This is a genomic window from Arthrobacter vasquezii, assembly GCF_029455255.1.
GTDB lineage: Bacteria > Actinomycetota > Actinomycetes > Actinomycetales > Micrococcaceae > Arthrobacter_D > Arthrobacter_D parietis.
Window position 1 is genome coordinate 1 of the sequence record NZ_JAROKN010000079.1, and the last position, 9467, is coordinate 9467.

Genomic DNA, 9467 nt, shown 5'->3' on the forward strand with positions numbered 1-9467 from the left:
AAGTCGCCGGGCAGGAGAATAGACGTCATGACGCCCCAGCCGGACCCGATCTGGACACGCGGCTGAAAGCTGCCGGTAGAAGTGGTCGGGTAGAGCCAGAGACCGCCGTCGTCGTTGCGTCGGATGCCGCCCCGGAGAGCCCGGTCGCCGCGGAGAACCCAGTCGTCGCAGCGAGCCAACCAGCCAGCAGCGAAGCTCCCCGCAAGCATGCGGAAGTTTCCGCACCGGAGGAGGCTCCAGCTCAGCAGGAGACCGAGGCTCCAGCGCGGGCAGCAATGGAACCGGGGCCCGCCGAGGAGGCGAAAGCCAGGAAGCCACGCAGCCGCACAACCAAGCTGCTTCTCGGCGCGCTGGGACTCCTGGTGGTCGCGCTGGCCGCCGTGTTCTTCACGCGCTGGCTTGTCACGCTCGGCTTCATGCAGGACTTCCTGCAGGCGTACCCGGGTGAGACGCCCCTGCCTGCCGGCACCGAGCAGGGCTTCCCCGCGTGGGTGCAGTGGCAGCACTTCTTCAACTTCTTCCTGATCGTCCTCATCATCCGCTCCGGCCTGCAGGTCCGCAGTCAGACGCGGCCGCCGGGGTATTGGACGCCGAGATGGTCGAAGGGCGGCGACGGAAAGATCAGCATCAACCTGTGGTTCCATCAGGCGCTCGATATCCTGTGGCTCCTGAATGGTGTGGTCTTTGTGGTGCTGCTTTTTGTCACCGGCCACTGGGCGCGGCTGGTGCCCACCACCTGGGAGGTCTTCCCGAACGCACTGTCGGCTTTCATCCAGTACGTTTCGCTGGACTGGCCCACGGAGAACGGCTGGGTGAACTACAACAGCCTTCAGATGCTCGCGTACTTCGTCACCATTTTCATCGCCGCACCGTTGGCAGCCATCAGCGGGGCACGCATGTCGGGAATCTGGCCCAAGGATGCCAAAGCGCTGAACAGGGCCTACCCGTTGGAGTGGGCACGTGCCGTCCACTTCCCGGTGATGCTCTACTTCGTGGTCTTCATCATCGGCCACGTGGCGCTCGTATTCGCGACCGGCGCACTGCGCAACCTCAACCACATGTATGGCGGTCAGGATGCGGTGAACTGGGCCGGCTTCTGGATTTTCTTAGTGTCGCTGCTGCTGGTCATCGGCGCCTGGATTGCAGCGCGGCCCATTGTGCTGGCACCCGTCGCGGGACTGTTCGGAAAAGTCAGCTCCCGCTGAGCCGGCGTTAGGAGCGCGAGCGGAACGTGCGGATCTGGCGGAACCGCCGGACGAGGCTGTCGCGGCGGGATGCCCCGGTCTCGGACGAGGGATCCGCCGTCAGCTCGATATGCCGCTCGCCGTAGTTCCAGAGCAGAACGTCGTCGAGCAGGCGGTCGGGACCCGGCGAATAGCGGTGATCGAGCGCCCGCCGAACCGACGTGATGGTGTCCGCCTGCAGCAGGGAGGCGAGGGCCGTCGTCGTGGTCAGCCCGTGGGCGGCCAGCAGCTCGGCCGCCCAGCGCCAGTCATCATCAGACTTGCGGTCCACGTGCGGCAGCAGGGTCTGCCACACCTCGCGGATGCGGTCCGGTGTGAGTTCGACACCGCCCTCACCCTCGGGCTCCCAGAAACCGGTGACCTTCTGGTAACGCGAATGCAGGTCCGCAAACGTTGATTCGACGCTCTCAAGCATGGCTGCCGTGGCGGTGAACTGCCGGTCGAAGTAGGGGCTCCACGCCTTCGGATTGAAGGATTTGAACCGGATGTCATGCTCGATCTCCGACCAGGCGTGCGCCAGAACGGTGCGGATCTGGGTCTCGAACAGATAGCTGCCTGAATCGGAACCGAGCAGCTGCTGGTAGGCGCGGACGGCGTCGTTCTGGATGGTCCGCAGGATCAGGTGCCGGCTGGAATAGCCGTAAGTGCCGGATTCAATGGAACCAATGTCCTTTTCGCGGTCACCACGGCAGTCAAACTCGTTGCGCTGGCGCTTGATCAGGTTGGCTGCGGTATCAACCTCATGGGGAAGCGTGGTGATGACGCGGACGCCCACGAGGTCCGTCAGGTTCCGCAGCGGGTCGGGGAAGACCAGGCTGGGCGGTCCATCACTGTCAGCGAGCATCCTTGAGGCCTTGTCCCGGAAGGACTCGATGGTTTTGGTACGTGCCGTGACGAAGAGCGGCCGGAGTTCCGTGCCGACGAAAATGTTCTCGATCCTCTCGCGAGAATCGGCTGTGACAGCCTCAAGCGCCGGCCGGACGCGCTCATACTCGCGGACACTTTCCTCGACGGCCGGCCGCAGCCTCTCATCCAACTCATCCCATGCACTCACCAACCCATCTAAACACCCTGCACTGACAGCGGCTACGCTGGTGAAAGTGACCGGCCTCCCACGACGCGCAGTCCTCAGTGGGGCTGCAGCTGCTGCTGCGCTGGGCGCGGCAGCACTCGCCGGCTGCAAACCGAAGCCCTCCGCGGAACCTGCGGACAGGACAACGAGCAAGGAAGCCATGGCACCCCAGCGCTACACCTATGGCAACGATGCGCAGCAGTTCGCCGAGCTTTACCTCCCGCAGGGACAACCGAGGCCCGGTGTCGTCGTCATTATTCACGGTGGATTCTGGCGCAGCCGGTACACCCTCGAGCTTGGGGTACCGCTCGCCGAGGACCTCGCCTCACGCGGTTATGCATGCTGGAACCTCGAGTACCGGCGCGTCGGCAACGGCGGCGGCTGGCCGCAGACCTTCGAGGACGTCGCTGCGGGAATCGACCTGATCGCCTCCGCGGCGCAAGAGCACAGCCTGGACACCAGCACGACGACGGCGCTCGGTCACTCCGCGGGCGGTCACCTTGCGGTGTGGGCAGCCGGGCGGTTCTTGCTGCCGGAGGATGCGCCGGGAGGCGGGGCGCCAGCGGTGCCGATCACCGGCGTCGTGAGTCAGTCCGGTGTGCTGAACCTGCAGCGTGCCCACGAGGAGCGGCTGGGCAACGGAGCTGTGCAGGACTTCCTGGGTGAACGCGACGGGAAGAAGTACCGCCTCGCTGATCCCATGACGGCGATTCCGCTTTCGGTGCCGGTGCTGGCCCTCCACGGGGAGAATGACACAACCGTCCCGCTCACCCAGTCGGAGTCGTATGTCGCTGCGGCTCTGGCCGCAGGTGGGACGGCTGAACTGGTGCAGATTCCCGGAGACCACTTCGCGATGATCACCCCCGGCACGGACGCCTGGCTGCAGGTGATCGCAGCCGTTGAGCGTCTCGGATAGCTGCGGTAGGGAACCGTTAATGGGGAATTCAGGGAAGTGTGGGATCCTGCACCAATGAGCGCGCGATCCCGGTTCCACCGGGCTGCCCACCGCACCGGCCTGGAAATTCTCGGCTGGACCCTGGTGGTGCTCGGATTAGCTGCGTTGGTGTTGCCGGGTCCGGGTCTCCTGATGCTGGTCGGCGGGCTTGCTGTCCTGTCCCAGCAGTATGAGTGGGCTGAGCGCAAGCTGCACCCCATCAAGAAGCAGGCCTACAAAGCCGCGCGGATCGGTGTGAAGACCTGGCCGCGGATAGCGGTCAGTGCGGTGAGCGCTTTCGGCTTCATGGCGCTGGGAATCCTTTGGATGCTCCAGCCTCCCGCTCCCGGATGGTGGCCGTTCAACGATGACTGGTGGCTCTTCGGCGGCTGGGGTGCCGGGCTGAGCCTCGTGCTCTCCGCCATCATTGCGCTTACGCTGCTTGTCTACAGCATCCGTCGCTTTCGAAGGCGTCCGCGCCGACAACCGGCTGCATCGTAAATGCTAGGTTGGGACGGTGCTCACAGTAATCGGCGAAGCCCTCATCGACGAAGTTCTCAGCGACACCGCACCTCCGCGTGCGCACGTTGGTGGCAGCCCGCTCAACGTGGCTGTGGGGCTGGCGCGCCTGGGGCATTCGGCGCAGTTTTTGGGCCGATTCGGGGATGACGAGTTCGGCCGCCGCATCCACCAGCACCTTGCCGACAATTCAGTGCTTGTGCCGCTGCCCGCGGACTCCTACCCGACCAGCGTGGCATCAGCGAGACTCGATCCCGCAGGGGGAGCGACCTACACCTTCAACCTCTCCTGGGAATTACCTGACCTCGCCGCCCAGGAAGACCTGTTTAACGGAACCACCCTGGTCCACACCGGCTCCATCGCATCGATGCTGGCTCCCGGAGCGCACGATGTATTGGCAGCGATCCAGCATGCGCGGCCTCTCGCAACCGTCAGTTACGACCCGAACTGCCGGCCGACCATCATCACGGACGCCGACTACGCGCGGGCGCAGGCTGAGAAGTTTGTCGCGCTCGCAGACGTGGTCAAGGCGTCGGACGAGGATCTCGAGTGGTTGTATCCGGAACAGGACCACCGGGAATCGGCGCGCCGGTGGCTGGAACTGGGCCCCGCCGTCGTCGTAGTCACGCGTGGTTCCAAGGGGCCGTGGGCGGTTGTGGACCGCGGGGAGTGTGAGGTTCCGGCGCCGGCAACTTCCGTGGTGGACACTGTCGGCGCAGGTGACTCCTTCATGGCGGCGTTGCTCAGCGCCCTGGTGGACCGGGAACTGGACGGCGGGCAGCGGCGGAATGAGTTGCGCGCCCTGTCCGTTGAGCAGATGCAGGGCGTCCTCGCCTTCGCCGCCGCCGCTGCGGCAGTAACCGTGTCACGTGCCGGCGCCAATCCGCCCACCAGAGCTGAACTTAGAGCACAAGGAGTGTACGCATGACCCGCGATCCTTACGCAGACCTTCCAGAAGTTCCATCGTTCGAGCTGACCAGCAGTGATATCGCCGACTACCAGCCCCTCGATGCGCTGCAGGCGTCGGGTCGAATGGGTGCAGGCGGGCATGATGTGTCACCGCAGCTGAGCTGGAGCGGATTCCCTGAGGAAACTCAAAGCTTCGCCGTCACGGTTTATGATCCAGACGCTCCCACCGCCAGCGGATTCTGGCACTGGGCCGTGTTCAACATTCCTGTGGGCACCACGTCGCTGCCTGCCGGCGCCGGTACCGAAGACGGCGCCGGCCTGCCTGAGGGTGCCGTGCAGTTGAAGAACGACGGCGGCTTCCCTGGTTTTGTGGGGGCGGCACCTCCGGCGGGACACGGTGTGCACCACTATCACGTGGTGGTGCACGCGGTGGATGTGGAGCAGCTGGACATCCCGGCAGAGGCCTCGAATGCCTACCTCGGCTTCAATCTCTTCTCCCACACCCTTGGGCGCGCGCGTATCGTTGGCACCTACGAACAGTAGATTCGCACACGATTTACAGGGAGGCCCGGCATGCTGATTCTGTTTGGATTCAAGACCGCCGTGAAGGAACTGTTCCGCAGGCAGGCGGTGTGCCCCAACTGCGGCCAGCACGCTTCCCAGCGGGTTGATGAACGGGCTTCGAAGTTCACGCTGTTCTTCATCCCGCTCTTCACTACCCGCCGTCGGTACCTGCGGACCTGCGCCTACTGTGGCGTCACGGCCGAGCTGTCGAAGAGCGAGAAGAACGCGCTCGCCTAGGTTCACCGCGCATCGGTGAGGCTGGCTTCTTGGGTAGGCTGGATACTTACCCAGGCTAGGAGTTTGCGCATGCGTTTGGTTGCCAGCGACATGGACGGCACGATCGTCGGCCACGACGGCCGGATTTCGGAGCGGACCGTTCGCGCGTTTGAAGCATGCCTGGATGCCGGCATCGAGGTGGTTTTCGTGACCGGGCGCCCGCCGCGTTGGCTTCAGCCACTGCGGGATCTTGGTTTCAAGGGGACCGTCATCTGCTCCAATGGAGCGCTGACCTATGATCTTGGACGCGAGGAAGTCCTCGATTCACACCTCCTTGACGGTGAGAGCATTTTCGAAGCCCAGGACATCATCCGGAAGCTCTACCCGGCGGTGCGGTTCGCTGCCGAAACGGTGGACAGTTTCCTCATCGAACCGGGGTTTGCGGATCCGGGCTCCGTTGAGCTGCTCGGCGCCGCCGAGCCACGGCCTCTTCGGGAGTCACTTGACGGCTCGGGTGTCATCAAGTTCCTCGCCCGGGAACGGGACATCACGCCTGACGAATTCCTGCACGGCGTGGGCCCGGCAGTTGAACACCTTGTCGCCACCACACACTCGGCGCCCAGCGTCCCGCTTCTTGAGATGAGCGTTCCTGGGATCAACAAGTCAGTCACGCTTGCCAGGTACGCGGCGCAGCTCGGCGTCGATCAGGGGGATGTCATCGCTTTCGGTGATATGCCGAACGACATCCAGATGCTGGGCTGGGCCGGCCACGGTTACGCCATGGCCTCCGGTCACCCCGACGCGCTCTCTGCCGCGAATCTTCGCGCACCAGCCTTCGACGACGACGGCGTGGCCCAGGTCCTCGAGGAGCGGCTGGCCGCGCTGAAGTCGGCCTGAGCCGCCGTGGCCAAGCCGTACTTTGATTCCGACGGTCCACTTGCGCTCTCCCACCGTGGCTTCTCGCCGGAGGGCCTTGAGAACACGCTGATCGCGATGGAGGCGGCTCTGGAGCTCGGTTTCCGCTATCTGGAGATCGACGTGCGCACCACGAGCGACGGCGTCGTCATGGTTTTCCACGATGAGCGCCTTGAGCGTGTGACCGACGGTGTGGGCCTCCTCGCGGATCACTCCCTGGCGGAGTTGAGTTCCGTGCGGGTTCGCGGCGTTGAACCGATCCCCACGCTGGCCGAGGTGCTTGAGCGGTGGCCGGACGCGCGGCTGAACGTAGACATCAAGGATGACGCCTCGGTGCAGCCATTTGTGGATGTGGTCGAGCAGGCGGGCGCGCATGACCGCGTGCTGGTCGCATCATTCTCCGACCGGCGTCGTCTGAGGGTTCTTCGCCGACTGAGCCGGCCAACGGCGTCGTCCGCAGGAATGGCAGTAAACGCACTCCTCAAGGTGGTGTCGCCGCTGGGACTCGCCGGGCGGGCCGCGCGGCTGGCACGGGTCGATTGCCTGCAGGTCCCCCGGCACTACCGCGGCATCCCGGTGGTCACCGCCGGCTTTGTTCGACGCTGTGCGGCTGCGGGGATACCGGTCCACGTGTGGACCATCAATGAGCGGCCGGAAATGGAGGCCTTGCTGGACCTCGGGGTCAGCGGCCTGGTGTCGGACCGTGCGGATATGTTGGCCGCGGTGATGCGCGGGCGGGGACACTGGCCGCGCGTTAATTAGGGCACTAACAATTAGCTCGCTATGCTTCTTTGTGGGCAGTTGCTGTCCACGGCGAGAGAGGCTCAGGAATGGCGGACAGGAAGCCGTTGTCGCAACGGTTCATGAAGGCTACGGGCAAGTTGAGAATGTTCTTCGGGCCTGCTGACCAGGGTGGGCTGGAGGGCCCGGTCAAGTACGCGGACGGCGCAGCACACCAGCAACGCCAACAGGAGTTGCAGCAGTGGGACGTTGTCCGGAACGCTGACGGCTCCACGTACCTGGTGAAGCGCGAGGATGGGGACAAGTGACCGATTCGATGGTGCGGTTGTCTTCGCGGGAACCGTCCCAGGACAACGACCTGCTTCTTGAGCGGCAGTTGTGCTTCGCCCTGTCGGTTGCCTCACGAAGCGTCATCGGTGCGTACCGGCCCGTGCTGGAGGAGCTCAACCTCACCCATCCGCAGTACCTCGTCATGCTCGCCCTGTGGGAGCACAGCCCGCGGACCGTCCGTGAAATCAGCGACGCGCTCGCCATGGAACCGGCAACGCTTTCACCAATGTTGAAGCGCCTGGAAGCCAACGGACTTGTGACGAGGGAACGGGTGGTCGGCAATGAGCGCGCCCTCGCTGTCGGGCTGACCGTCGAGGGGCGTTCGTTGCGCAAGCGGGCGCTGTCCGTGCCGGGCACAATGATGGAAAAGCTCGGCTTGTCCCGAGAGCAGGCCGAGGACCTGAACCGGATGATGGGCGAAGTGATCGCCGCGGCGCAGGGCGCCTGAGGGTTCTAAAGAACCGGGTCGGTGATCGTTCGCAGGTACTGCAGGGCGTGCGGACCGTAGGTGAGCATCGATTCATCGTCGGCGTGGATCAGCAGCCGCAGCCAGGAGGCATACCTGTTCAGCCGGCCCAGCTGCAGCGCGGGCTCCAGCGCCTTCCGCAGCTCAGGGAGCGGCGCGTAGCTGGTCCACCGCTCAAGGTAGGCGCTGAATACGCGCCGAATGCGGGCGTCGTCGTACCCGGTTTCCCAGTTCTCCTTCATCACGCCAAGGGGAACGTAGAGCGAGCTGAACGGATGCGCCCAGTACGAGTCGCCGAAGTCGAAGAACCGTAGCGGATCCGTGCTTGAGCCCGGGATGAAGGCGTTGTTCGGGTGGAGGTCGTTGTGCTCCAGTGACAGCGGTACGCCGAGGGTGTTCAGCTGTGCCGCGGCGCTCTCGATCGCAGGAACGCTGGCGTAGATGCTGTCCGCCTGCTCCGCGTTCAAATGCAGCGGGTGCTCCTCGGGCAGCCCTGCGTGGAGGAGGAGCTGGTTGCTGACGAAGTTGCCTGCGATTGCTGGATCCAGCGAAGCCAGTCCCGCATCGGTCAACCGTTGCCCGTGCTGGGCCGTCTGCTGCTGCAGCTCAGCGAAATCGGCGACCACGCGCGCCCACAGCGCGTAGTCCGTCGATGCGAGAGTGGCGAGCGTGGCTCCGTGGTCCGGGGAGATCAGCCAGCCCCTGGTCGGCTCGATGGCCAGCGGAGTGACAACGCGGTCCGGGGCGATCTCCGCCAGAGCCGCCACAATGGATGCCTCCTGGAACTGTCCGGGATTGTTCTCCTTGAACCAGAGCTTCCCGTGGTCCGTCGGAATGGTCAGCTGCACCGACCAGAAGCGGATCCTCGGCTCGCTCACCGGGCCGGTCTGCTCAATGTTGAACGTAGCGAGGACCTGCGACACCCACGACTCCGCCTGGGACTGCCAGGCGGAGCTTTTCCACAGCTCGGTCGGGTGGCGGGCGGGCGAGTTCACCGGATTATTGTGTCACCCTCGCCGGTTCGGCGTGCCTTACGGGCACGGTTTCCAGGTCTTGCCTCCCGGTGCGTAGCAACGCGGTCCGTTATAACCGGGATACGGATTCTGCTCGGCCGGCGGCGCTGGAGCGGGTGCCGGTGGGACGTAGGGTGCGGGTGCCGGTGGTACGTATGGCGCTGGTGCCGGAGCCGGAGGTACATAAGGAGCCGGAAGATTCCGGATCCTCTCAGCTTCAGCCGCAGCCGCTGCCTCGGCGGCCAGGCGCGCAGTCTCAGCTTGTGCGGCCGCTGCTGCTGCTTCTTCGGCAACAAGGCGACGTGCTTCGGCTTCGGCTGCCACCCGCTCCGCTTCACGCTTCGCCGCTTCAGCTGCCTGTCTCGCTGCCTCATCTTCCGCTGCCTTGAGCCGGGTGGTTTCCTGCTCCAGCGTGGCCAGCGTTGCCCGTCCCGAGTCGATGGATGTCATGAGCTCGGCACTCAGCGTGGCGGCGCCTGCGGTTCCCAGGGCAGCCCAGCGGATGGAGTCCTCGCCGGCTTCGAGCGCCGCATGGAGTGCCTCG

At 64.9% G+C, this 9467-nt stretch carries 12 protein-coding genes and 1 pseudogene; 10 read left to right on the top strand and 3 right to left on the bottom strand.

The window, feature by feature from the left end; translation table 11 throughout:
• Positions 1-1205 (top strand): cytochrome b/b6 domain-containing protein (locus P4U43_RS16560; protein WP_277359714.1); only part of this gene is annotated, 1205 nt, incomplete at its 5' end.
• A 7-nt stretch (positions 1206-1212) separates the two neighbouring features.
• Here the strand turns inward: P4U43_RS16560 and P4U43_RS16565 are convergent.
• Positions 1213-2301: a GTP pyrophosphokinase gene (locus P4U43_RS16565; RefSeq protein WP_277359715.1), complete on the bottom strand. Its 1089-nt coding sequence runs from the start codon at positions 2299-2301 to the stop codon at positions 1213-1215.
• Between the two features lie 175 nt (positions 2302-2476).
• Here P4U43_RS16565 and P4U43_RS16570 point away from each other — a divergent pair, with 175 nt between their 5' ends.
• From P4U43_RS16570 to P4U43_RS16610, 9 genes are all read left to right on the top strand, one after another.
• On the top strand, positions 2477-3232 hold the full coding sequence (locus P4U43_RS16570; RefSeq protein WP_277359724.1) for an alpha/beta hydrolase family protein: 756 nt from the start codon (positions 2477-2479) through the stop codon (positions 3230-3232).
• Positions 3233-3286: 54 nt separating this feature from the next.
• Positions 3287-3751 (top strand): PGPGW domain-containing protein, encoded by a 465-nt coding sequence (locus P4U43_RS16575; RefSeq protein ID WP_056545709.1) that lies wholly within the window; start codon positions 3287-3289, stop codon positions 3749-3751.
• A gap of 16 nt (positions 3752-3767) precedes the next feature.
• Positions 3768-4697, top strand: a complete 930-nt coding sequence (locus P4U43_RS16580; RefSeq protein WP_277359716.1) for a carbohydrate kinase family protein — start codon at positions 3768-3770, stop codon at positions 4695-4697.
• Complete coding sequence (locus P4U43_RS16585; protein WP_277359717.1) at positions 4694-5221, top strand: YbhB/YbcL family Raf kinase inhibitor-like protein; 528 nt, start codon at positions 4694-4696, stop codon at positions 5219-5221. Before P4U43_RS16580 ends, P4U43_RS16585 begins: the two co-directional genes overlap by 4 nt.
• Before the next feature lie 30 nt (positions 5222-5251).
• Positions 5252-5479: a zinc-ribbon domain-containing protein gene (locus P4U43_RS16590; protein WP_277359718.1), complete on the top strand. Its 228-nt coding sequence runs from the start codon at positions 5252-5254 to the stop codon at positions 5477-5479.
• 69 nt (positions 5480-5548) lie between these two features.
• Positions 5549-6355 carry an HAD family hydrolase gene (locus tag P4U43_RS16595; RefSeq protein WP_277359719.1) on the top strand — a complete coding sequence of 269 codons (807 nt, stop codon included), beginning with the start codon at positions 5549-5551 and terminating at the stop codon, positions 6353-6355.
• 6 nt (positions 6356-6361) lie between these two features.
• Entirely contained in the window at positions 6362-7135 is a 774-nt protein-coding gene (locus P4U43_RS16600; protein ID WP_277359720.1) for a glycerophosphodiester phosphodiesterase family protein, read from the top strand.
• A 68-nt stretch (positions 7136-7203) separates the two neighbouring features.
• On the top strand, positions 7204-7422 hold the full coding sequence (locus P4U43_RS16605) for a hypothetical protein (protein ID WP_277359721.1): 219 nt from the start codon (positions 7204-7206) through the stop codon (positions 7420-7422).
• An 8-nt stretch (positions 7423-7430) separates the two neighbouring features.
• Complete coding sequence (locus P4U43_RS16610; RefSeq protein WP_277359725.1) at positions 7431-7892, top strand: MarR family winged helix-turn-helix transcriptional regulator; 462 nt, start codon at positions 7431-7433, stop codon at positions 7890-7892.
• 5 nt (positions 7893-7897) lie between these two features.
• On the opposite strand, the gene P4U43_RS16615 is transcribed toward P4U43_RS16610, so the two are convergent.
• Positions 7898-8905 carry a phosphotransferase gene (locus P4U43_RS16615; RefSeq protein ID WP_277359722.1) on the bottom strand — a complete coding sequence of 336 codons (1008 nt, stop codon included), beginning with the start codon at positions 8903-8905 and terminating at the stop codon, positions 7898-7900.
• A gap of 36 nt (positions 8906-8941) precedes the next feature.
• A pseudogene (locus P4U43_RS16620) lies at positions 8942-9467 on the bottom strand (hypothetical protein); the annotation flags it as partial.

Bases quoted from the DNA above. Each gene is read 5' to 3' on its own strand.
- P4U43_RS16585 (WP_277359717.1), top strand. From the start codon at position 4,694: ATGACCCGCGATCCTTACGCAGACCTTCCAGAAGTTCCATCGTTCGAG.
- P4U43_RS16605 (WP_277359721.1), top strand. From the start codon at position 7,204: ATGGCGGACAGGAAGCCGTTGTCGCAACGGTTCATGAAGGCTACGGGC.
- P4U43_RS16590 (WP_277359718.1), top strand. From the start codon at position 5,252: ATGCTGATTCTGTTTGGATTCAAGACCGCCGTGAAGGAACTGTTCCGC.
- P4U43_RS16595 (WP_277359719.1), top strand. From the start codon at position 5,549: ATGCGTTTGGTTGCCAGCGACATGGACGGCACGATCGTCGGCCACGAC.
- P4U43_RS16610 (WP_277359725.1), top strand. From the start codon at position 7,431: ATGGTGCGGTTGTCTTCGCGGGAACCGTCCCAGGACAACGACCTGCTT.
- P4U43_RS16570 (WP_277359724.1), top strand. From the start codon at position 2,477: ATGGCACCCCAGCGCTACACCTATGGCAACGATGCGCAGCAGTTCGCC.
- P4U43_RS16575 (WP_056545709.1), top strand. From the start codon at position 3,287: ATGAGCGCGCGATCCCGGTTCCACCGGGCTGCCCACCGCACCGGCCTG.